This is a genomic window from Rhodospira trueperi (assembly GCF_900101965.1).
Taxonomy (GTDB): domain Bacteria; phylum Pseudomonadota; class Alphaproteobacteria; order Rhodospirillales; family Rhodospirillaceae; genus Rhodospira; species Rhodospira trueperi.
In genome coordinates, this window is the sequence record NZ_FNAP01000014.1 from 89,393 (window position 1) to 114,599 (window position 25,207).

The window sequence follows — 25,207 nt, forward strand, 5'->3', positions numbered from 1 at the left end:
TTCAAGGGCGCGGTCAGGGATCGCCCGGGCCTGGACCGGGCCCGAAAACGCAGCGCTCGATCCGCAGCCCGGCCTCGGCGAGTGCCCGGCCCACGGTGACGAGATTCTCGCTGTCGTGCTGGCCGGCGATGGTGATGCTGCTCAATCCCAGGCGGGGGACGCCGTCGGCATCCCGGGCGAGGCTTGCCACAATCTCGAGCCCGCGAAAGAGGTTGCCATGGTCGAAGGCCATGCGAGTCTCGCGGGCCTCCTGGACATCCGCCCAATAGGCCTCAAAACCGGGCTCGGCCTGCCAATGCACGGACTCATAGCCGGCCCGCGTCGTCGCACGGTCTAATCCGCGCGCCGCCGCATAGACACGTCCAACCGCCCCCACGAACACCGGCAGGCGGCTTTCGCGGGCGATGGAGGCCTGCACAATGCGTGGCGCGGCGATCCGGTCGATCAGAACGATCCGCTCCTTCGCGGTGATCTGCCACAAAGCGATCATCACCTGGTGGGTCTGCGCGATTTCCATCAGGGCGGGCCGGATCAATGCCGCGGGGCTTGCGCCCAGGAGCGGTGAAACGAACTCCAGCAGCCCCATGCCGATCCGGTAGGTCTTGGCGACGCCGTCGAAGGTCACAAGCCCCTCGTGGCTCAGCGTCCTGAGGATGTTGAAGGCCGAGGAAACGTTCATGCCCGTTTCGCGCGCGATCTGAGTCGCGCCGAGCGGCTGTCCGCGCTCGGCCAGCACCCGCAGGATGAGGGCCGCGTTCTGGACGGCTGGAACGAGTTTTTGACGTAGCTCATCAGGCATGATATTTCCCATGACGAATGATGTTCACTATACAGAATGACGGCTGTCGAATCAAGAGTGCCCCGGAAAGGGCGTGATGACGAGGAGGAGCGGGATGGCCATGGGCGTGGACAACGATGTTTTCGAGCAATTGGTTGAAACGGTCGGCCGGTTTACACGGGAACGGCTGATCCCGGCGGAGCGCCAGGTTGAGTCCGAGCACGAGATCCCCGACGACATCGTCATGCAGATGAAGGAGATGGGCCTGTTCGGCCTGTCGACGCCCGAAGCGTATGGCGGGATCGGGCTGAGCGCGGCGCAGGAGGCCAAGCTGATCGAAACGCTGTGCTACGCCTCGCTCACCTTTCGGTCTTTGATCGGAACCAATGTGGGCATCGGCTCGCAGGGGATCGTCATGGACGGCACGCCCGAGCAGAAACAGGATTGGCTGCCCCGCATCGCCAGCGGCGAGATTATCACCTCGTTTGCACTGACCGAGCCCGACCACGGGTCCGACGCCGCCGGCATCCGCACAAGGGCCCGGCGCGACGGGTCGGACTATGTGCTCGACGGCACCAAGCGCTACATTACCAATGCGGTTCGCGCCGGGGTCTTCACCGTGATCGCCCGAACCGATCCGGATCAGCCGGGAGCGGACGGTCTGACCGCCTTCATCGTGCCGGCGGGGACACCCGGCATCACCGTGGCCAGCCCCGACCGCAAGATGGGCCAGAACGGCACCACGACCTCGGACGTGATCTTCGAAGACGTGCGCGTTCCCGAAAGCGCAATCATCGGCGGGCCGAGCATGCTCAATCGCGGGTTTCGCACCGCCATGAAGGTGCTTGACCGCGGGCGCATTCATATCGGCGCGATGGCCGTCGGTCAGGCGCAACGGATGCTGGATATCGCGACCGACTACGCGCTGGACCGCAAGCAGTTCGGAAAACCCATCGGCGAGCACCAGCTCGTGCAGGGCATGCTGGCCGACTGCCAGGCCGAGTTGCAGGCGGGCCGGGCCCTGGTGCGCGCCACCGCCGAGACGTACGACCAGGAGGGCAAGGCGATCCTTGAGGCCTCCTGCACGAAGTATTTCTGCACCGAAATGGCCGGCCGTGTGGCTGATCGGGCGCTGCAGATCCATGGCGGCGCCGGCTACATGGCCGAATACGATATCGAGCGGCTCTACCGCGATATCCGCCTGTTGCGGATCTATGAGGGCACCAGCCAGATCCAGCAGATCGTCATCGCGCGCCGCACCCTGGCCGCCCGTGCCGCCTGAGGGGACCGCATGACCGACCAACGGCCACGGCGTCCCGACGAGATGCCGCCCACCTCGACCTTCACCCGCCATTCCGGGATTCGCCCGGTGTCGGTCACGCCCGATCTCGTCGTCTACGAGATGCCGGTGACCGAGACGCAGACCAACCGAAACGGGGTGCTGCACGGCGGCGCGATCATGACGCTGGCCGACGCGGCGGCGGGTAGCGCGGCCTTCATCAACATCCCGGCGGACAAATCGAACACCACGGTGGAGAGCAAGACCAACTTCCTGCGGGCGGTGCGGGTCGGCGACGTGCTCACGGCGCGCTGCACACCCCTCCATCGGGGCCGCACGGTGATGGTGTTCCAGATCGAAATGACGCGCGGGGACGGCAAGATCGCCGCGATGTCGACCCAGACGCACATGGTGATCGACTGGAACGGCAAACGGACAAAGGGAGGACAAGAATGAGCAACACGGGAACCCCGCCACTCGGGCCGCAGGCGGCCTACGAGCGATACCTGACCGAGGGTCGTTTCATGATCCAGCGCGCGAAAAGCACCGGCGAGCATGTCTTCTACCCCCGCGTCACGACGCCGTCGGGGGCGACGGATCTCGAATGGGTGCCGGCGGCGGGGACCGGTCGGGTCTACGCGATCACGGTCACTCGTGGCCGGTCTGGCTCCTACAACGTTGCGCTGATCCAGCTCGACGAAGGCGTGCGGATGATGTCGACCCTGCCGGATGTCGAGACCGCGCCCATCGGCGCCCGTGTCCGCGCGCGCATCGAGGCCGCGGGTGAAGGCCCGCGCGTGGTTTTCGACCTGATCGAGGAGAGCGCGGCATGAGCAGTCAGGATCTGCGCGGCAAGGCAGCGATCGTGGGCATGGCGACGGCGGGAGTCGGCGAGGCGCCAGGCTTTTCGGCGATGGAGCTTCTGGGGCAGGCGGCCGTGGCCGCCGTTGCGGACGCGGGTCTGGCGTTGCCCGACATCGACGGGGTGTTCGCCGCCACCAGTTCGCATGCGTTCCCGACCATGAGCGTGGTCGAATACCTCGGCCTCAGGCCGCGCTTCTTCGATGGGACCAATGTCGGCGGGTCCAGCTTCGAGATGCACCTGCTGCAGGCGGCGCTGGCGCTCGACGCCGGTCTCTGCGACGCGGCGCTCGTCTGCTACGGCTCGAACCAACGGACGGCGGGCGGGCGGCTGGTGTCCATGAGCGAGCCGCAATGGCACGAGACCCCTTACGGTCCGCGTCACCCGATCACCGCCTACGCGCTGGCCGCGAGCCGCCACATGCACGAGTTCGGCACGACGCGCGAGCAGTTGGCAGAGGTTGCGCTGGCCGCGCGGGGGTGGGCCAACCTCAACCCGGACGCCTTCGCGCGCGGGCCGCTGACGGCGGATGACGTGCTGGGCGCGCGCATGATCTCGGACCCGCTGACCAAGGCCGATTGCTGTCTGGTCACCGACGGCGCGGCGGCCTGCGTGCTGACCCGCGCCGATCGGGCGAAGGATCTGACCGCCAAGCCCGTCTACGTCATGGGGGTGGGAGCGGCGAACACGCACCGCTCGATCGTCGCGATGCCCAACCTGACCACCACCGCCGCCGCCGAGAGCGGCCCGCGCGCGTTGGAAATGGCGGGCGTCACGCACGCGGATCTTGACCTCGTGATGCTCTATGACGCCTTCACCATCAACACGATCCTGTTCCTTGAGGACCTGGGGTTCTGTCCGAAGGGTGAAGGCGGCCGGTTCGTCGAGGGCGGCCGCATTGCGCCGGGGGGCGATCTGGCGGTCAACACGAACGGTGGCGGGCTGTCCTGCGTGCATCCGGGCATGTACGGGCTGTTCCTGATCGCCGAGGCGGTCGCCCAGATTCGGGGCGAGGCCGGCGAACGCCAGCTCGACCGCTGCGACCTGGCGCTCTGCCACGGCAATGGCGGCACGCTGTCCAGCCAATGCACCGCGATCCTCGCGTCGGAGGCCGTCGCATGAGTGATCTCGCGACCATCGAGGGGCTGCTTGCACCCCGCACGGTCGCGGTGATCGGCGCCTCTGACGATCCCACCCGGATCGGGGGGCGTCCCATCGCGGTGATGCGCCGCGCCGGATACGCGGGTCGCATCCTGCCCGTGAACCCCAAGCGGGAGACTGTTCAGGGCCTGGCCTGTCATCCCAGGATCGACGACCTGCCCGAGGCGCCCGACGCGGCACTGATCGCCGTGCCCGCGAAACGGGTCCCCGAAAGCATCGCGGCGCTGGGCCGGAAGGGGTGCAAGGTGGCGACGCTCTTCTCCGCGGGCTTCGCCGAGGTGGGAGGGGACGGCGAAGCTGCACAGCGCGAGCTGTTGGCGCTGGCGCGGGAGGCCGGGATCCGGCTGCTTGGGCCCAACACGCTGGGCGTCTACAACGTCGACATCGGCTACTACGGCACCTTCTCGTCGTCCCTCGACACGGGCTTGCCACGGCCTGGCAATATCGGAATCGCCAGCCAGTCCGGCGCTTTCGGCGCCCATCTCGGCGCACTCGCCCGCGACAGGGGGCTCGGCACCTCGGTGTTGATGACCACCGGCAACGAGGCCGACATCACTGTCGCCGACGCCATCGCGTGGATGGCGCGGAACCACCGGACGGATGTGATCTGCGCCTACATGGAGGCGGTCAACGACGTCCCCGCCTTTCTCGCCGCGCTCGACGCGGCGCGGGAGGCGGGCAAGCCCGTGATCGCCCTCAAGGCCGGCCGCTCGGCCGTCGGGGCGCGGGCTGCGACGTCGCACACCGCGTCGCTGGCGGGCAACGCGGCGGTGGCCGACGCGGTGCTGGCCGCGCACGGCGCTGTCGCGGTCCGCGATCCCGAAACGCTGATGGATTTCGCCTACGCCGCCAGCAAGAAGATCCTGCCTGATCGGCATTCGCTGGGCGTCATCACCGTCAGCGGGGGCGCCGGCATCGTGATCAGCGACGAGGCAGAACGCATCGGCCTGCCCATGCCCGCCATGCCCGCCATGCCCGACGACGCCCAGGCGACGCTGAAACGGATTCTGCCCTACGCCTCGGCCACGAACCCGCTCGACTGCACGGCGCAGGCGCTGAACGATCCCTCGCTTCTGAAGAGCTTCACGCGCGCGGCGCTGAACGACGGCGAGTATGGCGCGGTCTTGTGTTTTCTCACCTATGTCGCGGGCAGTCCCGCGCTGTGCGACGTGATCCTTGAGGCGTTCAGGCCCCTGCGCGCCGAGTTTCCCGACCGGATCATCGCCTTCTGCGCCCTGGGGGCGCCCGATGTGCTGGACCGCTATGATGAGGCCGGCATTCTCGTCTTCGACGATCCGTGCCGAGCGGCGCGGGCGATTCACGCGGTGTGCGGCATGGGCGCCGCCCGCGCGAAGCCGACGGCGCGGTCTCCCGTCGTGTCGCCCGTCGCCTTGCCGTCCGTTTCCCCCGACGAGGCGGCGGCCAAGGCGCTGTTGGCCCGGTCGGGGATCCGGGCCGCGCCCGAGATCGTCGCCGAGGATGCCGAGGCCGCCGCGAAAGCCGCCGGAACGCTGGGCTATCCGGTGGTGATGAAGCTCTTGTCGCCCGACATTGCGCACAAGTCCGATATCGGCGGGGTCAAGCTGAACCTGACCGATGCCGAGGCGGTACGCCGGGCACACCTGGATATTCTCGATGCGGCCCGGCGCAACGCGCCCGAAGCGCGCCTTTCGGGCGTTCTGGTCGCGAAACATCTCTCGGGTGGGGTCGAGTGCCTGATGGGACTCAACCGCGACCCGCGCTTCGGCCCGATGGCCGTCTTCGGCCTCGGCGGCATTTTCGTGGAGATTCTGAACGACGTGGCGCTCCGGCCCTGTCCCTTCGACGTGGACACGGCGCGCGAGATGATCCTGTCGATCCGGGGCGCACGGATCCTGACCGGCGCGCGAGGGCGGGACCCGGCCGATATCGACGCGCTGGCCGAGATGCTGTCGCGGCTGTCGGTTTTCGCCGCCGGCGCGGGCGAGCGGTTGATCTCGGTCGACCTCAACCCGGTGCTGGCGCTGCCCACGGGGCAAGGAGCCTACGCGCTTGACGCGGTAATCGAACTGGAGGGAGAAGCCTAACGTGGCGATCGATTACGACCACCTGATGAATTACGACATCCCCGAAGTGCGCCAGACCTACGGTCTCCGGGAAAGCGCGGTTTACGCCCTGTCGGTGGGGCTTGGGCAGGACCCGCTGGACGCGCGCCAGCTTCCCTACGTCGGAGCGACGAACCCGGCGTGCGCGATGCCCGCCCTGGCCAACGTGCTGGGGCATCCGGGCTTCTGGCTGGCCGATCCGGCCACGGGGGTTGACGCCGTGCGCCTCGTCCACGGCGAACAGGGGATGACGCTGCACCGCCCGCTGCCGCCCCAGGGCGATGTACGTGCGAAGACCCGGGTCGTGGGATTGATCGACAAGGGCGAGGGCAAGGGCGCGCTGCTCTACAGCGAAAAGGAGGTGCGCGACGCCGGGACCGGGGACGTGCTCGCCACCTGCCACGCGACGATCGTCTTGCGCGGCGATGGCGGTTTCGGCGGACCGGGCGGGCCGGCGAAGGTTCCCCACCAAGTGCCCGAGCGCGCGCCCGACGACGTGTTCGAGACGCCGACGCGGCCGGAACAGGCCCTGCTCTACCGCTGGAACGGCGATCCGAACCCCCTGCATCTCGACCCGCAGGCAGCCGAACGCGCCGGGTTCGAGCGGCCGATCCTGCACGGGCTCTGCAGCTTCGGCTGCGCGGCCCATGCGCTGCTGGCCGTGCTGTGCGATTACGACGCCGACCGGTTCGGGTCGATGGACGCCCGCTTCACCGCCCATGTTTTCCCGGGAGAGACCCTTCGCACCGAGATATGGGCGGACGGGTCGTTCCGCACGCGGGCCGTCGAGCGCGACACGATCGTGATCGGCAACGGGCGTTTCCGCCATCGGAGGTGATGAAATGAACGTATCGCGCGTCTTGAGAGCCGATGGGGTGTTGGTGCTGACGCTTGACGAGCCCGAACGGCGCAACCCCCTCGGCCTTGCGGTGCGGCAGGCCCTCGCGGCCCATCTGGCCGAGGCCGAGGCCGACGATGCCGTTCACGCCGTCGTTCTGACCGGGGCCGGGGGCCATTTCTCCGCCGGCGGCGACATCCGCGACCAGACGGAGCGCAGCATTGCCGCCCACCGCGCCCGGATGGGCCAGATCAGGGAGTTGATCGGGCGCATGGTGCGGTACGCGAAACCTCTGGTCGCCGCGGTCGAAGGCTGGGCGGTCGGCGGTGGCTTTGCCTTGGCCCTCGCCTGCCCGACCGTGGTGGCCGCGCGCGACGCACGCTTTGTCGCGGGGTTCACGAAGATCGGCCTGATCCCTGATATGGGGCTTCTGGCGACCCTGCCCGCCCGGGTCGGGCCCGGCACGGCGCGGCGCATTCTGCTCGGCAACGCACCCCTGGAGGCCGAACAGGCGCACGGGCTCGGGATCGTCGATTCGGTCGCCGACCCTGGCGGCGCGGTCGAAACCGCAGCGGCCCTGGCGCTTGAAGAAGCGTCGGGCGCGCCGCTTCCCCGGCAGTTCGTTCTCAGCTACTTTGCCAGCGTGGTGGACGCGGCGCTGGACTATGAGCACGGCGTGCAGCCGATCCTGCTCAACAGCGCCGACGCCGCCGAGGGGCGCGCGGCCTTCTTCGAAAAGCGTCCCGCCCGGTTCAAGGGGCGCTGAACGGCGGAGGCAGCGCGGTGGCCTTACATGACAACCCGTGGAGGGCGCCCATCGTTCAAACGCGGCGAGTGCTTCTTTCTTTTGTGATGACCTCCGTCCTCGTGCTCGTCTTCGTGGACGTGGCATGGCTCACCCTGGTTGGCGCCACCGCGCTGACCCTTTATCTCGTCCTCGGTTGGCGGCAGTTCGGCTTTGGTGCCTGGGTGCCGATCCTGCTGGCGCTGGGCGTCCTGACGGTGAGTCTGTTCGGGGGTGTGCCGGGCACCGTTCTGATGGACGGCTTCGGGCGGATGCTGTTTCTGGCCGCACTGATCGCGCTTCTGGGCACGTTGCGCTCGGCTGCGGCGCTTGCCCGCGAGGTCAGTCAGGCGGGGGCCTATCTGACCGGGCAGCCCGCCTCGCGCCGATATCTGGCCCTGACGTTCGGGGGGCATCTCTTCGGGGTGCTGATCAATTTCGGCGGGCTTGCGTTGCTCCTCGACATGGCGATGCGCTCGATGGACACCGACGATAATCGACGGATGTCCGCCGAGATCCGCGAGGTGAAGCTCAAGCGCATGACGCTGGCCATCGTGCGCGGGTTCTCGTTGATCTCGCTTTGGTCGCCACTCGGATTCGCCACCAACGCCCTTCTCATTTCCATGCCGGGGCTGACCTACCTCGATTTCGGGCCCTTCGGCTTCGCGATGTCCTTCGTCTTCGTGGCGATCGGCTGGGCGGTCGATCGGATCGAAGGGCGGCGCTTCCGGGGGAAGGCCCTGCCGCGCGCCGCACCGCCACCGGGGTCGGCCCTCGGCGCGGTGCTTGTGGTGGGGCACGTCGTGCTGGTGGGCGGCCTGGTCTTCCTGCTGCATGGTCTGTCGCCGCTCGGCTTCCAGCAGGCGCTGATCCTGCTGGTGCCAGCCTATGCGCTGCTCTGGTCCGCCGTCGTGGGGATGGGGCGTCCAGGCGGCCCCACGGGCGCGGTGGTGGCGGCGGTTCGCGGCGCCTGGGTGCGGCTTCCGGACATGGGCGCGGAGATCGGCGTGTTCGCGGCGGCGGGCTTCGCCTCGGTGGTGCTGCCGGCCCTGATCCCGGTCGACGCACTGCGCAGCCTGATTGCCGAACTGGCGCTTGGTCCGGCGATCCTGGCGCCGGGGCTTTCCGTCGCGATCATTGGGCTGGCCTTCATCGGCGTGAATCCGATCGTCACCTCTTCGGTGCTTGGGGCCATCGCCTCCCAACTCAACGTGCCGGGCCTCGGGGATCCCCTCATCGCGCTGGCCATCATCGGCGGCTGGGGCACGGTCATCGGGCTGTCGCCGTTCATCACCACAGTCATCTTCTGCTCGGCGATCATCCGGCGTCCGGCCGCACGGATCGGACCAATCTGGAACGGCCCCTATTGCCTTGCGATCTTTTTGGCCTGGTGGGTGGTGCTCGGCGTTCTCATGGCGGCGGGCGTGCTGTAGGGGACCGCGCCGAACTCGGCCCGGATCGCGTTCGAGTGCTGACCCAGAGCGGGGACCTCCGCGTGCGCGACCCGCCGCCCCCCATCGAAGATCGCCGCCGGGGCCGGCAGCGCCACGGCGGCGCCAGCCGGCGTTTCGACCAGCGCCGTGGACAGATGCGGATGGGCAATCAGCCCGTCCATGTCGTTGACACCCGCGAAGGCAATGTCGGCCCCCAGGAGAAGGCGCGCGACCTCGGCCGCGTCGCGCGCCTCGACCGCGGCGGCCACGGCGGCGTTCACCTCGGCACGGTTCACGACCCGTTCATGGGCGGTCGCGAAGCGGGGATCGGTAGCCCACTCGGGGCGCTCCAGCAAGATCCGGCACAGCACGGCCCATTCCCGATCGTTCTGCACCGCGATCAGGATGTCACGCCCGTCGCTGGTGCGGAACACGCTGTACGGCGAGATCGAGGGATGGGTGAGGCCCATGCGCCGGGGCGGTGTCCCGGCCGCAGCATGCAGGAACGGCACGCTCAACCACTCGGCGGCCACGTCGAACATTGAGATCTGGATCTCGGTGCCTTCACCCGTCCGGTCGCGGGCGATCAGCGCCTCCAGGATTGCGGCCTGGGCCGCCGCGCCGGTGGCGATGTCGACGACAGAAATGCCCACGCGCGCCGGTTCCTCGGGCCCTCCGGTAATGCTGCAGAGTCCGGACTCCGCCTGGATCAACAGGTCATAGGCCTTGCGTTTCGCATAGGGGCCGGTCTCGCCATAGCCGCTGATCGCGCAACAGATCAGACCGGGGTTGCGCGCCCGCAACGCATCGAAACCGAGCCCCTTGCGCTCCAGGCTGCCGGGTTTGAGGTTCTGCACGAAGACGTCCGCGCGGTCGGTCATCGCGAGGAGCAGTCGCCGGTCCGCGTCCGCCGACAAGTCCACCACGACCGACTCCTTGCCCCGATTGAGCCAGACGAAGTAGCTGCTTTCCCCCGCCGCCGCCCGGTCGTAGCCCCGGGCGAAGTCGCCTTCCGGCCGCTCGACCTTGACGACGCGCGCTCCGGCATCGGCCAGGCGCGACGTGCAAAAGGGCGCGGCCACGGCATGCTCGACCGTCACCACGAGAATACCGTTCAGCGGCTGTTCATGCATCGCTGCTCCTCCCTGACCGCACGAGCGGGCGTCCTCGCGACAGGATAGGAAAGCAGATTTTATGCTTCTAAGGCTATTTCGTGATTTTAGAAATGCCGCTGAGGCATGATTCAGAGCGTCGTGCCCGGCCATTCGCCGGTGGCCGACAGACGGTGGACCTCGGCGATCAGGAATTCGGAAAAGGCGCCGATCAGGCGCGAGGACGGACGGTTGATCGGCGTCATCAGCACCAGTGTCCGGTCGACGCTACGCCCGACGATCGGCCGGGCGATCAGGCGCCCGGCGCGGACCCGACCGGCCACGCTGACAAGCGGCAGGACGGTGCTGCCGAGCCCGCGTTCGACGAATGCCAGCATGCTGGGCAGCATGTCGATCTCCAGCACCACGTTCAGATCGGCTTTTTCCTGTGCCGCGAGCATCTCCACTCGGCCCCGTAATCCGTGTTCGGGGTTGGGCAGCACCAGCGGCTGGGCCAACGCCACATCCACCGGGACCGGCGTGCCATCCGCCACGCTCGCAACGTCCGGCGACTGGATCAGGAAGAGCTGCTCAAGGATGATCGGTTGCATCTTGACCAAGGGCGATTTCTGCCCCTCGTAGGCGACGCCGAGGTCGATCCGCCCGCGCAACAGCCAATCCTGGACATGGCCGCTGAACCCCGAGACGATGCGCAGCTTCACCTCGGGAAACGAATCCAACGCCCGTTCGATCAGGTGGGTCGCGAGAACTTCGGCGACGGTTGGCGGCAGGCCCAGGGTCAGTGTACCGCGCAGCACCTGGTGCTCTCCGGAGAACTCGCCGGCGAGTGCGTCCACCTCTTCGAGGATCGCTCGGGCGCGACTGGCCAAGCGAAGGCCTTCCTCGGTCGGCATCACACCGCGTCCGTGGCGACGCAAGAGCGCCACGTTCAACTCGGCCTCAAGCGCCTTGACCTGCCGGCTGAGCGCGGGCTGGGCGATCGCGATGCGTTCGGCGGCCGCGGTGATGCTGTTCAGTTCCACGATGTGGACGAAGTTGCGCAGCTGTTTCAGATCCATTCCATGCCTGCATGATATCTCTGTTATATCCATAATGCATTTGAAACATGAATGGCAGCCCTGCAGCATTTGCACAAGGGAGGCCATATGCCGTGCCGACAGAGTGGCCGCCGCAGGTCCGGGCCTTGGCCCGCGCCACCGCGGAGGAGACCGGGGCCGCGCGGCTCTCTCCCATCAAAAAAAACCGGGAGGAAATCATGACCAATCGTTCTGTCGGGGCCGCCTTCGGTGCCGTGCTCGCCTGCGCGAGCCTGCCCGCCGCGGCTCAGGATCTGCCGGACACCATGGTCTGGACGTCGTATGACGTGGGCTCGGCCGGCTACGCCGAGGCCTCGGCCATCGCGGACGCCTTTGGCAAGGAGTACGGCACGCGGGTGCGCATCCAGCCGTCGGGCAGCGGCATCGGCCGGTTGCAGCCGCTCTTGCAGGGCCGGGCCGACTACGCCTTCCTCGCCACTGAGGCGTTCTTCGTCAGCGAGGGCGTTTATGACTTCGCCACGTCCGACTGGGGCCCACACGAATTGCGCGCCGTGGCGGGACGCCCGGCGGGCATCACGCTGATCGCGGCGGGCGACGCTGGGATCGACACCGTCGCCGATGCCCGGGGGAAGCGCATTGCCTTCGTGGCCGGCAATCCGTCGGTCAACGTGAAATGCGAGGCGATCCTGGCTTTCGGGGGGCTGACGCTTGACGATGTCGAGGTCATCACCTTCCCGACCTATGCCTCGGCCATGTCGTCGATGACCAGGAACGAGTCCGACGCGACCTGCACCACGCCGACCACCAGCCAACTCTACGAACTGGCCGAGAGCCCGCGCGGCATCTACTACGCCCCGCTGGAGCCCGACAACGAGGAGGGCTGGGCCAAGCTTCTGAAGGTGTTGCCGATCATGAGCCCGTCGGAAGAGGACGTGGCGGCGGGTCTGGCCGAGGGCGAGACCGCCAAGATGGCGGCCTACCGGTATCCGGTCGTCACAACGACCCCGGACAAGTCGGCCGACGCGGTCTATGCCTTCATCAAGGCGCTGGATGAGACCTATGACCTTTACAAGGACGGCACGGCGACGATGCGGCGCTGGTCGCTTGATCGCGCGGGTCGCCCCGCCATCGACCTGCCGTTCCACGAGGGCGCGATCCGGTATCTGAGAGAGATCGGCGTCTGGACCGAGGAGGACGATGCCTGGAACGAGAAACGGCTGGAGCGGATGAACGCCCTGGTCGAGGCCTGGGGCAGCTTCAAGGACGGTCATTCGGATTTGTCCGACGAGGACTTCGCCGCAGCCTGGATGGCACGCCGCAACGAGATTGTCGCGTCGCTCGACTGAGGACCGCGCACCATCGCCTTTGCAGGCTCCGCCCTCCGTCACAGGCGGGGGGCGGCAACCCAGACGATAGGGTGCTTCAATGTCGGGCGACCCTAAGCCACTCGCCGCCGGATCGGCGCCGTCCGCGCGGAATCAGGCAGGCTCCTCCTCCCGGGCGCAGGCCCTGCGCTGGCTGGTCCGCATCATGGGCGCCGTTGGCGTGCTGATGGCGATCAACCAGCAGTTCCTGCTGAACCTTTTCGGGTTCCAGCCGCTGGGGAACGCCTATCTTTACTACCTGATCGGCCTGTTCCTGGCCGTATCCTTCCTGGCCATCCCGATCCAGAGCAAGGCCAGGCGGCACCTCCTCTGGCTTGACCTGCTGCTGGGCGCGGCAGCGATGATCAGCGCCGGCTATCTGGGGCTCCACGGGCTCGAGATCATCCAGGCCGGATGGGAATACGATGCGCCGCTGATCGCCGACATCATGTCCTCGATCCTGATCCTCCTGGTTCTGGAGGGCGTGCGTCGCGCGGGCGGACCGATCCTGCTGGTGACGGCGCTGATCTTCGGGAGCTATCCCCTCTTCGCGGGTTACATGCCCGGCTTCCTCTGGGGCACGCAGTTCTCGTTGATCGAGACCGTGCGGGCCCATGTCCTGGGGGTCGAGAGCATCATCGGGATCCCGATGCAGGTGGTGGCCGAACTGGTGATCGGGTTCGTCATCTTCGGTTCGGTCCTCGTCGTCACCAAGGGCAGCGAGTTCTTCATGGAACTGGCGTCGGCGCTGCTCGGGCACAGCCGGGGCGGGCCGGCCAAGGTCGCGGTGATGGGCAGCGGCATCCTCGGCTCGCTCTCGGGCAGCGTGATTTCGAACATCCTGATGTCGGCGCCGTTCTCGATTCCGACGATGAAGCGCGTGGGATATCCGGCAAGCTACGCCGCCGCAGTTGAAAGCTGCGCCTCGACCGGGGCCACGCTGATGCCGCCGGTGATGGGGACGGTGGCATTCGTCATGGCCTCCTTCCTGGGGGTGCAATATTCCACCATCGTCGCGGCGGCGGTCATCCCGGCGCTGCTGTTCTATGTGGCGCTGCTGTTCCAGGTGGACATGTTCGCGGCACGCCGGGGGCTGCAGGGCCTGCCACGGTCGGAGCTCCCCGACATCTGGCCGGTGCTGCGCAAGGGCTGGCCGTACCTTCTGAGCCTCGCGGTGCTGATCTACGTCCTGATGGGGCTGCGGATGGAATCGCGCGCGCCCTATTACGCCTCGGCGGTCATGCTGATCGCCACCGCCTTCAACCGCGAAACGCGCCTGACCTTCGAACGGTTCAAGGTGCTTCTCCACGACATCGCGGTCAGCGTGGGGTCGCTGGTGGCGATCCTGGCCGGCATCGGGCTGGTCGTCGGCGGGCTCTCCTACACCGGCGTCGCGGGCGCATTCTCGCGCGAACTCCTGCTGTATGCGGGCGGGAACACGGCACTGATGCTGGCGGCGGGTGCCGTGACGAGCTTCGTTCTCGGGATGGGGATGACGGTCACGGCCTGCTACATTTTTCTGTCGATCCTACTCGCCCCCGCGCTGATCCAGACCGGCCTGGACCCGGTCGCCAGCCACCTCTTCATCCTCTATTGGGGGATGCTGTCCTACATCACGCCACCCGTGGCCCTGGCCGCCATCACCGCAGCAAACGTGGCCCGGACGAACCCGCTGACCACCGGGGTTCAGGCGATGCGGCTGGGGATCACGCTTTTCATCCTGCCGTTCATCTTCGTCTACGATCCAGCGCTGATCATGCACGGCACCCCGATGGAAGTCCTCCACTCCGTCGCGCTGGCGGTTATCGCGATCTGGGCGCTAACCTCGGGATTCGAGGCCTGGATCTACCGCGTCGGTCGGATCGGCCTACCCAGCCGCGTGGCGTTCGGCCTGGGCGGGCTGCTGATCCTCGTTCCCGAGCCGATCACCAGCCTGACCGGCTTCGCGATCCTTGCCTGCGTCATCGTGCTGAACCTCACCCTCGGGCGGCGCAAGGCAGAGGCGAAGGCGGAGGCATAAGGAGACAGCATGGACAAACGTGTGACGGACCTTGGCACCGCGGTGGCCCCGATCCGGGACGGGGCGGTGGTGATGATTGGCGGCTTCGGCTCGTCGGGCATTCCCTTCGGCCTGATCCATGCCCTGCTTTATCAGGGGGCGCGCGGGTTGACGATCATCTCGAACAACGCGGGCGCGGGCGAAACCGGGATCGCCCTGCTTTTGAAGGAACACCGGGTCACCAAGGTGATCTGCTCCTACCCCAGGACGCCGGGCTCGATCTGGTTCGAGCGGCGCTATGAGGCGGGCGAGGTCGCGCTGGAGATTGTCCCGCAAGGCACCCTTGCCGAACGCATCCGCGCGGCGGGTGCCGGGCTCGGCGGGTTCCTCACACCGACGGGCTATGGGACGAAGCTCGCCGAGGGCAAGGAGACCCGGGTGATCGACGGTCGCGGCTACGTGATGGAGGCGCCCTTGCCTGCCGACTTCGCGCTCCTGCGCGCCGAGGAAGGGGACCGCTGGGGGAATCTCCGGTATCACGCCACCGCGCGGAACTTCAATCCGGCCATGGCAATGGGGGCGCGCCATTCGATCGCCGAGGTGCGGTCCCTGTCGGACGGGCCGCTCGATCCCGAAGTGGTCGTGACTCCGGGAATTTTCGTGCAAAGCGTTGTCGAATATGGGGTTCGGCCATGAAGAGCCTGAGCGATGCGGACCTGGCGGCCCGGGTGGCGCGGGACATCCCGGACGGCTCCTATGTCAATCTTGGGATCGGCAAGCCCACGCATGTCTCGGCCTATGTTCCCGAGGGGCGCGAGGTGATCTACCACTCTGAGAACGGCATCATCGGGGTCGGACCGCCCCCCGCCGAAGGGTCGGAGGACCCCGAGTTGATCGATGCCAGCAAGCGGCTGATCACGACGGTGCCGGGCGCGGCCTATTTCGAGCATACCGACAGCTTCGCGATGATGCGCGGCGGGCATATCGATATCGCGGTTCTCGGGGCCTATCAGGTGGCCGAGAACGGCGACCTCGCGAACTGGGCCACACTGGACGAGACCTATCCGCCGGCGGTCGGTGGCGCGATGGACCTTGTGGTCGGAGTCCCGAAGGTCTTCGTGATGATGCGCCACGCCGGCAAGGACCGCACGCCGAAGGTTCTGCGCCGCTGCACATATCCGCTCACGGGGTTGGGGGTCGTGACGCGGGTGTACACCGATCTCGCGGTTCTGGACGTGACGCCACGCGGTTTCGTGCTGGTCGATCTCGCTCCGGGGAACACGCTCGACGAGGTGCAGGCCCTGACCGAGGCAACGATCCATGTTTGAGGACGGCCACCTGCGGAACGCCCGAGAGCATCCTCCGCGTTTGGAGCAGGAAATCCTGCGATACGGCGGCCCCGAGGCCAAGGAAGAAGAAGGAGCGGCTTGTGCGAACCAGCGCACCTGAAGAGTTCGACGACCTGCGCGACGCGCTGCGGGCGCTCTGTGCCGGGTTCCCGGCGGCGTATCACCGGCAGCATGGCGCCGACGAGACCTACCCCGAGGCGTTCATCCAGGCTCTGACCGAGGCCGGCTGGCTTGGCGCGATGATCCCTGAGACGTATGGCGGATCGGGCCTCGGGCTCACCGAGGCGTCGATCGTGATGGAGGAGATCAACCGTGCGGGCGGCAATGCCGGCCATTGCCATGGCCAGATGTACAACATGGGCACGCTGCTGCGGCACGGATCCGAAGAGCAGAAAGCGCGCTATCTGCCCCGCATCGCCAGCGGAGAGTTGCGGTTGCAGTCCATGGCGGTCACCGAGCCGACCACGGGCACCGATACGACGAAGCTGAAGACGACCGCCGTGCGGAAGGGCGATCGCTATGTCGTCAATGGTCAGAAGGTGTGGATCAGCCGGGTGCAGCATTCCGACCTGATGATCCTGCTTGCCCGCACCACGCCCTTATCCGAGGTCAAGCGCAAGTCTGACGGCCTGTCGGTCTTCCTGGTGGAGCTGGACCAAGCCATCGGCCAGGGAATGGAGGTGAAGCCGATCCCCAACATGGTCGGCCATGAGACCAACGAGATCTTTTTCGACGAACTCGAGATTCCCGCTGAGAGCCTGATCGGCGAGGAGGGAAAGGGGTTCCGCTACATCCTGGATGGCCTGAACGCGGAGCGGACCCTGATTGCGGCCGAGTGCATCGGTGACGGCTACTGGTTCATCGATAAGGCGGTGTCTTACGCGGGCGAGCGGGTCGTCTTCGGCCGGCCCATCGGGCAGAACCAGGGCATCCAGTTCCCGCTGGCCCAGGCCTACACGCAGGTGGAAGCCGCCAATCTCATGCGGTTCGAGGCCTGCCGACGGTACGACGCCCACAGAGAGTGCGGCGCGCAGGCGAACATGGCCAAGATGCTGGCCGCCGATGCGTCGTGGCAGGCCGGCAACGCCTGCCTGCAGACCCTGGGCGGCTTCGGCTTCGCGCAGGAATACGATGTTGAGCGGAAGTTCCGCGAGACGCGGCTCTATCAGGTGGCGCCGATCTCGACCAACCTGATCCTGTCCTATCTGGCCGAACATGTCCTCGGGTTGCCGCGCAGCTTCTGATCGGGGACGCGGCCCCGCCTTGAACCCGCATCCGTCACCGGGTTTTGGGTAGATCAGGGTTTTGTGAGCGATCACAGACCGCTATCGCGGATTTTGAGCGGCTGTTTTTAGCAGGGTGTTTTTGGCGGTGTCGGGACCGCGGTTTTCCACGCTCAGCGCGCGCACAACCGGAAACGCGCTCTGGTGGCACGCGAAGTTCACTTTCGGTGTCGTTTCGACGTGAAGGATCAGCCCCTCGGACTCCGCCCCATCCATGATGTCCCCCGTTTCCGACACCGGACAATCGGTGCTCAAGGGGGCGCCGGGCGCAAGAATGGATCGGGTTTGGTGCTGGTCATCGCGGCCGGACGCCGCGCGGTCCTTGGAGGCGAGCGTGCGCCTTTCGACAACACCGCTCACCTGCCCCTCGTGTTCCTGCCCTCGCTCGATCGTCAGGCCGCCCCGCCCGACCCCGCGTGTCGCGCCCTGAGGGCGTCGGCGACGCGCCGCGCCTCGGCCTCGTGGCCCGGCGGGATCGGCACCGCCACGACCTCATGACGACGATAGAGGCTGAAGACACGGCCTCCGGCAGACTGCAACACGGAGTAGTGGATTCGCAGTGCCGGTTCGGGCGCGTCCTCGACACCGGCGTCCTCGAAACGGCCCAGCAGGCCGCCCCAGACATGGCTCTGGCGCCCGACGCACAGCGCGCGCGGGCCGATGTGGATCTCGAATGGACCGCGCCGCAGGTGCCGCGCCGACAGCCACGGCATGACAAGGGCCGCCACCAGCACCAAAACGAAAACCGCCGCCAGCACGCCCACGGTGATCAACGCCGCCTCGGTGTCCTCGGCGAACAAAAGGAACCCGCCGCCGATCAGCACCATCAGACCGCCGATCACCGCCAGGATGGCCTTGGCCCGTTCGCGTTGCTCGGCCCGGGTGTCGCCGACGAAGGCGATCCAGTCGGCCTCGGGATAGGACCAGCAGGCCAGCCGCTCGCGCCCCGACAGCAGGCGGTCGAGCGCGCCCACCGCGCCGATGAACAGCGCGCACGCGATCAGGCCGCTCAGCAGCAGCAACAGGCCGAACATCGTGGCCGCGAACCCGATGCCCGCGCCCCAGATGCCGTACAGATGCGGCATCGCCATCAGGGCGGCGCCGACCAGGGCCATGCCCAGCGTCCAGACCACGGCCTTGCCGTGGGTGGTGGCGGCTGCGCGGGCCTTTGGCTGGCGCGCGAGTCCGCCATCGCCGGCCCAGCGTAGCCCGACCGCGCCCGCCAGCCCGCCCAGCATCAATGGCCACCATCCCCGCAGTGGATACAGCAGGTCCGCCGGCACCTCGTCCCACGACCACAGATCGGCCGTCGGTGTCCGGTTCAGCCACAGGGTGGGCGCCTGCGCGCCCACGCCGACGGTCGCGTAAACGGGGTGGTGCGGGCTCAAGGCCATGGGCACCGCCTCGACGGCGACGTAAACCCGCTCGCCCGGTCGGCGCGCGGCGGCGGACAGCAGCGGCGCCCACCCGTCGCCCGACACCGCGACCGGGCCGCCGTCCGTCTCGCGCGCGATGAAGTCGGCCATCGACTCGCCGTCATGCTGGCGGCGCACCTGCGCCCGCATCGCGGACAGGGCGCCGAACCCGACCAGCGACGGCGAATGCGCTCGCTCGTACCGGGCCGGCCAATCGACGGCTTCGACCTCGACCACCTCGGGGGCGGGGAACCAGATCGCCAGCAGGACCACGATCAGGGCCGTCAGCGGCAGCAAACGCAGCAGAACACCAAGCATGGCGACACTCCATTGCGGGCGGCTCGGCATTCAAGCGCGGATGCATTGAGCGGAAACCCATAGCGGCAACAAAGGTATGACCGGTGCCCGACGGCTGTCCAGGCCATGTGTACGCAAATGCCTTGCCGTCGCCAAAATCCCTGATCATCATCGGGATATCCGGTCGAGGGGGACTGCGTGGGGGGCTGGGACGATGGCACGGATGGGCTGGCGCGCGGCGCGCCTGATAGTGGTTGGTCTTGCCGTTCTGGTTTGGGGCGTGGCCGGGCCGCCACGCGCGGCGTGTGCCGACGGCTCCCGAGCGGCAGCCGTGCAACTCGCCCAAACGCCCGTGGATCGGGCTGCCGCCGGGTTGTCGTTGCCCAAACCCGTGTTCGCGCCGAACGAGGTCGTATCGGTCACCTTTCAGGCGTCGGAAACCTATCCCGGCAACACCTACATCCTGCTGATGAAGGGCGACGTCCCGCACGGCGATTTCAACACCCTCGACCAGAACGACACCGCCTATCACCGGCTCGACGGCGCCACGTCGGGCGTGCGGGAGTTCAGGGCCCCCCTGCCGGAGGGCACCTATACCCTGCGCATGGCCGCGCCCGGAGATATCGGCGAACTGGCCTCCGTTCCCTTCACCGTGCGGGTGGACCGCGAGGCCGCCTCGCTGTCATTGCCCAAGGACACCTATGCCCCCGGCGAGGCGATGCCGCTGGCCTTTACGGCGTCCGCGACCTATCCGGCGCGCACGTATCTGCTGCTGATGAAGACGGACGTGCCGCACGGTGACTTTCTCGTGCTCGATCAGCACGACACGGCCTATCACCGGCTGGACGGCGCGACCACGGGCGAACGGCCGTTCACGGCGCCGCTGGCGGAAGGTACCTATGACATCCGCATGGCGGAGACGACCAACAACATCGAGTTGGCCTCGCTGACGTTCACGGTCGCGGTGGACCGCGCGGCCGCGTCGCTGTCCTTGCCGAAGCCGGTCTATGCGCCGAATGAAACCATGCCGCTGGCCTTCACGGCCTCGCCCACGTATCCCGCGCGGACGTATCTGATGCTGATGACATCGGACGTGCCGCATGGTGACTTCGCGGAACTGGATCAGCACGACACGGCCTATCATCGCCTGGACGGCGCCGCAGAGGGCACGCGCGATTTCACCGCGCCGACCGTCGAGGGCACCTATGACCTGCGGATGGCAGAGACCACCAACAACGTCGAGCTGGCCTCGCTGACCTTCGACGTGCGCGTGGACCGGGAGGCGGCCTCGCTGTCCCTGCCCAAGGATGTTTACGCCCCCAACGAGGTCATGCCGGTCGAGTTCGCGGCCTCGGCCACCTATCCGGCGCGGACGTATCTGATGCTGATGAAGGCGGATGTGCCGCACGGCGATTTCATGGTGCTCGACCAGCACGACACCGCCTATCACCGGTTGGACGGCGCGACCGACGGTACGCGGGACTTCCGGGCGCCGATGGCTGAAGGCCCCTACGACATCCGCATGGCGGAGACGACGAACAACGTCGAGTTGGCCTCGCGGACGGTTACGGTCGCCGTGGACACGGGCGCGGCCTCGCTGTCGCTGGCCGCGAACTGGGTGGCCCCGGGCGAGACGTTTCCTGTCGCTTTCACCGCGTCGGCCACCTATCCAGCGCGGACCTTTATCCTGCTGATGAAGGCGGACGTGCCGCACGGCGATTTCGCGGTGCTCGACCAGCACGACATCGCCTATCACCGGCTGGACAACGCCACCGAAGGCAGCTGGGAGTTCCGGGCTCCGGCCGAACCAGGGCTCTATTCGCTCCGCATGGCCGAAACCAGCAACAACCGGGAGCTTGTCTCGGTGCCCCTGCGTGTCTCCGAGACCCGGCCGGATGATGTGAAGCCGGTCAGCGCGCGCGGCGCCGGCGCGCCTTCGGATGGGAGCGGGACCGATCGTGTGGCGGATGTTGGCGATGGCGGTGACGATGCGTCCCCCCTCGATCCCGGCGCCGATCCCATGGGCTACGCCGGCATCTGGCGCAATACAGAGGGCGGACACCCCATGACCCTGACCGTGGACGGAACCAGGCTGACCGGAACCTATGTGCCTGACGACGGTGAATTGGACGGCTCCATTCGCGGGTCCCGGTTCGACGGCTACTGGATCGAGAATGGCTCCAAACAGAGGTGTGACACGGCCCGCAACGGCCGCCATCACTGGGGACGGGTGATGTTCGAGCGCGACGGGGAAACCCTGCGCGGAACATGGGGCTACTGCGACGACCCGCCCACGGCCGGATGGAACGCAACTTTTGCTGGACCGGTCGAGGAAAAGCCGGACCTGACCATTCGCGAGGACCTGGACGTCAGCGACCTGATCCGCCAGCTTGAGGCTATCGTCGGGGAGGACGGCCGATGAAACGCGCGCAACGCATCCTTTCTGCGACGCTGGTTTCCGCCGTCTGCCTTTGCGTCACGCATGGTGCGGCTCAGGCCGAGCGCAAGGCCAAGCCCGACGCAGGATCGGCGCCCGACGTCATCGTCGCGGCCTCTTCCGAGCCGGCCATCCCCACCTTCGCACTCCCGGCGGCCCCGTCCGACAAGGCATCGTCCGAACCGGCACCCGCCCTCGATCCGGAGGCGCTGGCGGGCCTATCCCCAGAGCGCCAACGGGAGGTCGCAGCCCTGTGGGCCGACCTGGACCGCACGCCGGACGATGCCGCCCTGTGGGTGCGGCTGGGCGATGCCCTCGCCGCACGCCCGACCCAGGCGGATGCGGCGATCGCGGCCTATTCCACCGCGCTGCTGTACGACCCCACCTTGACCGATGCCGAACGCACGCTGGCCGGCCTGCTGACCTCGCGCGGCTATTTCGGCGCTGCCCTGACGACCTATGAATCCCTGCTCTCCCGCACGGCCGAGGATCCGGACTGGCTGGACCTTGCAATGGCTTGCACGCTGTATGCCCGCACCGAAACGCTCGACCGGGGCGCGGCCCTGCTGGACCACATGCTGCTGATCTCGCCCCACGACCGCACCCTGCTGGCGCTTGGCATCCTGGAGCGCGCGCGCGGCAACGAGGACGGCGGCACTGCCGTGATCGCCATGATCCGGGACAACCCGCGTACCGAACCGCTGCTGCGGGCGCTGGCGGAAACCCTACTGCGCGAGGAGGGGCAGCCATGATCCGCCGTGCCTGTGTTCTGGCCGTCGTTGCCTGTATCCTGCTGGCGCTGCCCGCTCCCGTCCGCGCCCAGGTCGAAACCAACGTCGAGGCCTGGGTCGGGGCGATCCGCGAGGCCGACGAGACCATCCAGGCGTTCGAGGCGGCGGCGCGGCGCGGCGATGCGGTGGAAATGCGCCGGCTGGCCGTCCAACTGCGCGCCGATCCGGTCGCGGTGCAGCGCCTCAATCAGTTCGGCGACGACCGGCTGATCCGCGAGGCCGCGCGCCAGCACGATATGATCCAGAGCGGCACGCGCGACCGGTTGCGGGAACGGCTGGCGCGGGAATACAACGTGCCCGAGGACGCCATCGAGTTCTTCGAGGCCACCAACGCTCCCAATCCGGGTGACCGTCCCAAGCTGGGCCAGGACTGGGATGTGACGGTGCGGGTCAACGGCCGCGACATCCCCCACGCCGAGGTCGAGGGCCGCGTGGCCGATGCTTATTTCGAAGCCACGCACGGCCGGCCGCCAGCCTCGCCCGACGAAGCCCGGCGTTTCGCCCGCGACCTCTCGGTGGAGGTGACCGACGTCAAGCATGTCGAGGCCTACGGCATCGACCGGCGCGACACCGCCACCTTCTTCGACGGCCCGCCGGATGCCCGCCTGCGCGATCCGGAGCAGATCCGCATGGCCATGCGGCACAAGTCGCTGGAGCCTGCCAACCGGGCGCGTGCCATCCTGGACGAGGCCGAGGATCTGGTCCGCGCCCAGGGCCTCGCCCCCAACTCGACCGAGGCGCGGGCGATCCTGGATCAGGCTCGCCGCGCCGCCGTCGGCCAGGAACTGGAGCAGTTCCGCCAGTTTGCGAAACAGTACGACAAGCACATCCTGCCGCGCGTCACCGCCCTGGGCGGGCAGGTGCCGAGCAACCTCGACGAGGCGGCCCGGATTCTCCGCATGGGCGGCGAAAGCCGGCTGGCTCCGGCTGAGGTGCGGCGCCGGCTGGCGCAGCTTGGCACCTCGGTGGATGACGTGATCGAGCGCGGGACCGGCCTGTTCGAGGCCGCCCACAAGCTGCGCCCGCCCAAGAGCGGGCTGCAGACGCTGGCCAAGGCGGGCGGGGCGGTGCTGGCGGTCATCGAGATCGCCGGCGAGGGCTCTCGCGCCGCGCTGACCGTGCGGGAACGCGCCGCCATGCAGGGTGAACAGGTCACATGGCTGGGTGCGGGTGGGGTCGAGATGGCCGAAGAGATGTTCAACAATATGGTCGTGGCGCCGGTGAAGCTGGGCCACGCCGTGCTGGACGGGACCATCGGCGAAGCCTCGCGCATCATGGGCGAGGAGTTCGCCAGCGCCGACGGCGCGCTGGACGGCGCCGCCGCCTTCGGGCGCGGCATGTGGCGGATCACCAAGGGCGCGGCCAACGCCACCGGCCAGGGTTTGGGCTGGGTCGCGACCGTCACCGGCAACGGGATCCTCGATCTCACTGAGGATCCGGTGGAGGCCGGCGGCCACCTGATCGACGCCACGGTGCGGGGCCTGGGCGAGATCACCGGCATCAAGGCCATTGCCGACAACTGGTATTACGATTCCGAGGCCGACCGGCGCGGCTATGCCCTGATCCGGGGTGTGGGCGGACGCTATGAAACGACCATCCGCGACCGCGTCAACGACCTGAAGCGAATCGAAAATCGGCTGCGCGAAACCCGATCCGACACCGAACGGCGGATGCTGGAACAGCAATACGCCGAGGCGCGGGCGGCTCTGGGACAGGCGGCTGATCGCTGGCGCCAGTTCCGCGACAAGTCCCTGGGGCGCGACCATCCGGTGGGCCAGGAGCTTGACCAGGCCATGCAGCCCTGGTTGGAACTGGCCGACCGTGCGCCAACCATGGTTGAGCGGGTCACGGTCGAGGGCGTGGACGACGCCTGCACCAAGTTCCTGGAAACCACGGTCAACGAAGTCGAGAGCCTGCTGGGGTCGATGCGACCCTCGGAACTGGCCAGCCTGAGCCGTCGGCTGGGCACCGACGAAGACCACTTGAGCCTGATGAACTGCATCTGCCGGGCGACGTCGTCGGGCTCATCGTCCGTCTCGAAGTACTACGAAACCAAATCGGTCGATTATTCGCCGTCCTGCGAGGACACGTCCAACGGCCCCTGCGTCAATGCCGGCTGGGGCTGCTGGCGACACTCACCCCAGATCACGGCGGAGGTCATCACGTCCTGCAACGTTGCCTACAAGGTCTCACGCGCGCTGTGCCTGAGAGGAACGCGACGGTGAACCCTGCCGATTCCGTGAGTGTGATACCGGCGCGGCACATTGGGTCCGGACGCGGCGGCTTTTGACATTGCGATGGCCAATCACGATCCGGTGGCGTTCGAGGTGGCGGCGCTGCGATACGGCGCCATGGCAGTCGCCGTCCTTCTGTTCCTGCTGGCCCTGTACTGCGGGACCGCGATGAGGCCGTGGCCCACTGGCGCGACATGCTGCGGCTGTGCCCGAACGACAACATGGGCCTCCGCCATGTGCTGGCCCCGAAACTGCTGCACCTGACCCTGTTCGAGGCCGTCCGCGCGGTGCTCGACGCGTACGAGGAGCCGGACCTTGCCAAGGCGGGGGCCGAATGGAGCTACACCGACGCCCTGCTGAGGTTCAAACAGGGCGGGGCCACGTCGGGGGCGAACACGGCGCTAACCGCGGCCATCAAGAACACCCCCCATGTGCCGGCCTCCCTGCTCGGCGAGACACGCCTGCCGAAACAGCCGCCGCCCCACGACGCCCTGGGATCGAAGGACGAGGCGGTCCTCACTGTCCTCTCCAGCCTGGAAACCTGGACCTCGACCAAAGGCGCCCTGACCTGGCTGAGAGCCTGACTCAAAAGCCTACTGGCGGGCGAGGCGTCGCAGCGCGAGTTGGATGGAAGCGATGCTGACGAAAGCGGCAAGGGTGTCGGCGAGGT

The 25,207-nt window shown here is 67.7% G+C and carries 22 protein-coding genes; 17 read left to right on the plus strand and 5 right to left on the minus strand.

What is annotated here, in order from left to right; genetic code table 11:
• Positions 1–13 precede the first annotated feature (13 nt).
• Positions 14–799: an IclR family transcriptional regulator gene (locus tag BLS85_RS15690; protein WP_176793800.1), complete on the minus strand. Its 786-nt coding sequence runs from the start codon at positions 797–799 to the stop codon at positions 14–16.
• 76 nt (positions 800–875) lie between these two features.
• Here BLS85_RS15690 and BLS85_RS15695 point away from each other — a divergent pair, with 76 nt between their 5' ends.
• The 8 genes from BLS85_RS15695 to BLS85_RS15730 all read left to right on the plus strand — a co-directional run bounded on the left by BLS85_RS15695 (position 876) and on the right by BLS85_RS15730 (position 9,219).
• Positions 876–2,060: an acyl-CoA dehydrogenase family protein gene (locus tag BLS85_RS15695; protein WP_342729563.1), complete on the plus strand. Its 1,185-nt coding sequence runs from the start codon at positions 876–878 to the stop codon at positions 2,058–2,060.
• A 9-nt stretch (positions 2,061–2,069) separates the two neighbouring features.
• Positions 2,070–2,513, plus strand: a complete 444-nt coding sequence (locus BLS85_RS15700) for a PaaI family thioesterase (protein WP_092787683.1) — start codon at positions 2,070–2,072, stop codon at positions 2,511–2,513.
• On the plus strand, positions 2,510–2,890 hold the full coding sequence (locus tag BLS85_RS15705; protein ID WP_092787684.1) for a Zn-ribbon domain-containing OB-fold protein: 381 nt from the start codon (positions 2,510–2,512) through the stop codon (positions 2,888–2,890). The genes BLS85_RS15700 and BLS85_RS15705 overlap by 4 nt, the downstream gene beginning before the upstream one ends.
• Entirely contained in the window at positions 2,887–4,041 is a 1,155-nt protein-coding gene (locus BLS85_RS15710; RefSeq protein ID WP_092787685.1) for a thiolase, read from the plus strand. The genes BLS85_RS15705 and BLS85_RS15710 overlap by 4 nt, the downstream gene beginning before the upstream one ends.
• Positions 4,038–6,146 carry an acetate--CoA ligase family protein gene (locus tag BLS85_RS15715; protein WP_092787686.1) on the plus strand — a complete coding sequence of 703 codons (2,109 nt, stop codon included), beginning with the start codon at positions 4,038–4,040 and terminating at the stop codon, positions 6,144–6,146. The genes BLS85_RS15710 and BLS85_RS15715 overlap by 4 nt, the downstream gene beginning before the upstream one ends.
• 1 nt (position 6,147) lies before the next feature.
• Complete coding sequence (locus BLS85_RS15720; protein WP_092787687.1) at positions 6,148–7,002, plus strand: MaoC/PaaZ C-terminal domain-containing protein; 855 nt, start codon at positions 6,148–6,150, stop codon at positions 7,000–7,002.
• A 4-nt stretch (positions 7,003–7,006) separates the two neighbouring features.
• Entirely contained in the window at positions 7,007–7,768 is a 762-nt protein-coding gene (locus tag BLS85_RS15725; RefSeq protein ID WP_092787688.1) for an enoyl-CoA hydratase/isomerase family protein, read from the plus strand.
• 101 nt (positions 7,769–7,869) lie between these two features.
• Positions 7,870–9,219: a hypothetical protein gene (locus BLS85_RS15730; protein WP_143027223.1), complete on the plus strand. Its 1,350-nt coding sequence runs from the start codon at positions 7,870–7,872 to the stop codon at positions 9,217–9,219.
• On the opposite strand, the gene BLS85_RS15735 is transcribed toward BLS85_RS15730, so the two are convergent.
• Positions 9,150–10,352 (minus strand): CaiB/BaiF CoA transferase family protein, encoded by a 1,203-nt coding sequence (locus BLS85_RS15735; RefSeq protein WP_092787690.1) that lies wholly within the window; start codon positions 10,350–10,352, stop codon positions 9,150–9,152. The genes BLS85_RS15730 and BLS85_RS15735 overlap by 70 nt on opposite strands.
• A 110-nt stretch (positions 10,353–10,462) precedes the next feature.
• The gene (locus BLS85_RS15740; RefSeq protein WP_176793802.1) at positions 10,463–11,389 is read right to left on the minus strand and encodes a LysR family transcriptional regulator; all 927 of its coding nucleotides are present in this window, start codon (positions 11,387–11,389) and stop codon (positions 10,463–10,465) included.
• Positions 11,390–11,586: 197 nt separating this feature from the next.
• Here BLS85_RS15740 and BLS85_RS15745 point away from each other — a divergent pair, with 197 nt between their 5' ends.
• The 5 genes from BLS85_RS15745 to BLS85_RS15765 all read left to right on the plus strand — a co-directional run bounded on the left by BLS85_RS15745 (position 11,587) and on the right by BLS85_RS15765 (position 17,324).
• Entirely contained in the window at positions 11,587–12,714 is a 1,128-nt protein-coding gene (locus BLS85_RS15745) for a TAXI family TRAP transporter solute-binding subunit (RefSeq protein ID WP_092787709.1), read from the plus strand.
• A gap of 79 nt (positions 12,715–12,793) precedes the next feature.
• Positions 12,794–14,752 (plus strand): TRAP transporter permease, encoded by a 1,959-nt coding sequence (locus tag BLS85_RS15750; RefSeq protein ID WP_092787692.1) that lies wholly within the window; start codon positions 12,794–12,796, stop codon positions 14,750–14,752.
• 21 nt (positions 14,753–14,773) lie between these two features.
• Positions 14,774–15,427: a 3-oxoacid CoA-transferase subunit A gene (locus BLS85_RS15755; RefSeq protein WP_425438487.1), complete on the plus strand. Its 654-nt coding sequence runs from the start codon at positions 14,774–14,776 to the stop codon at positions 15,425–15,427.
• On the plus strand, positions 15,424–16,059 hold the full coding sequence (locus BLS85_RS15760; RefSeq protein ID WP_092787694.1) for a 3-oxoacid CoA-transferase subunit B: 636 nt from the start codon (positions 15,424–15,426) through the stop codon (positions 16,057–16,059). Before BLS85_RS15755 ends, BLS85_RS15760 begins: the two co-directional genes overlap by 4 nt.
• 101 nt (positions 16,060–16,160) lie before the next feature.
• Positions 16,161–17,324, plus strand: a complete 1,164-nt coding sequence (locus tag BLS85_RS15765) for an acyl-CoA dehydrogenase family protein (RefSeq protein ID WP_092787695.1) — start codon at positions 16,161–16,163, stop codon at positions 17,322–17,324.
• Between the two features lie 81 nt (positions 17,325–17,405).
• Here the strand turns inward: BLS85_RS15765 and BLS85_RS15770 are convergent, their stop codons facing one another.
• Together BLS85_RS15770 and BLS85_RS15775 are read right to left on the minus strand one after the other, a co-directional pair.
• On the minus strand, positions 17,406–17,723 hold the full coding sequence (locus tag BLS85_RS15770; RefSeq protein WP_092787696.1) for a hypothetical protein: 318 nt from the start codon (positions 17,721–17,723) through the stop codon (positions 17,406–17,408).
• 32 nt (positions 17,724–17,755) lie between these two features.
• Complete coding sequence (locus BLS85_RS15775; protein ID WP_092787697.1) at positions 17,756–19,096, minus strand: hypothetical protein; 1,341 nt, start codon at positions 19,094–19,096, stop codon at positions 17,756–17,758.
• Positions 19,097–19,406: 310 nt separating this feature from the next.
• On the opposite strand from BLS85_RS15775, the gene BLS85_RS15780 reads away from it, so the two are divergent.
• The 4 genes from BLS85_RS15780 to BLS85_RS15795 all read left to right on the plus strand — a co-directional run bounded on the left by BLS85_RS15780 (position 19,407) and on the right by BLS85_RS15795 (position 25,121).
• Positions 19,407–21,497 carry a hypothetical protein gene (locus BLS85_RS15780; protein WP_143027224.1) on the plus strand — a complete coding sequence of 697 codons (2,091 nt, stop codon included), beginning with the start codon at positions 19,407–19,409 and terminating at the stop codon, positions 21,495–21,497.
• Positions 21,494–22,264, plus strand: coding sequence for a tetratricopeptide repeat protein (locus BLS85_RS15785; protein WP_092787699.1), 771 nt, complete (start codon positions 21,494–21,496; stop codon positions 22,262–22,264). Before BLS85_RS15780 ends, BLS85_RS15785 begins: the two co-directional genes overlap by 4 nt.
• On the plus strand, positions 22,261–24,528 hold the full coding sequence (locus BLS85_RS15790) for a hypothetical protein (RefSeq protein ID WP_092787700.1): 2,268 nt from the start codon (positions 22,261–22,263) through the stop codon (positions 24,526–24,528). The genes BLS85_RS15785 and BLS85_RS15790 overlap by 4 nt, the downstream gene beginning before the upstream one ends.
• A 185-nt stretch (positions 24,529–24,713) precedes the next feature.
• Entirely contained in the window at positions 24,714–25,121 is a 408-nt protein-coding gene (locus BLS85_RS15795) for a hypothetical protein (RefSeq protein ID WP_092787701.1), read from the plus strand.
• Positions 25,122–25,207 lie beyond the last annotated feature (86 nt).